The following is a 255-nucleotide window of genomic DNA, read 5'->3' as shown; positions in this document are numbered from 1 at the left end:
ATTCGAGCAACTGCCTGATAAATACCTTGCCTCGACATACCCGCAGCACGACATGCAGCTGCGAGGTTTATTTCGCTTTTAGCTTTTGCTTGCCAGACGTACCGGATAAGTACTTTTTTCTGAGGCCAGCTCCATATTCATTGTCCATGATATCAACCATGCCATTGAGGATTTTGTTACGCAGTTTCTCTTCTGCTAACTCACGTTCAAGGCGCTTGATCGTTTCGGCAGGGGTTTCTTTTGACTTAGGCATAA

The 255-nt window shown here is 45.5% G+C and carries 1 pseudogene; it reads right to left on the bottom strand.

The window, feature by feature from the left end:
* A pseudogene (locus MO387_RS20985) lies at positions 1-255 on the bottom strand (IS3 family transposase); the annotation flags it as partial.

It is taken from the genome of Shewanella sp. N2AIL, from assembly GCF_022690845.1.
Taxonomy (GTDB): Bacteria; Pseudomonadota; Gammaproteobacteria; order Enterobacterales; family Shewanellaceae; genus Shewanella; species Shewanella baltica.
The sequence above is the reverse complement of the archived record's forward strand: the minus strand, read 5'-3'. Positions and strand labels throughout refer to the sequence as shown.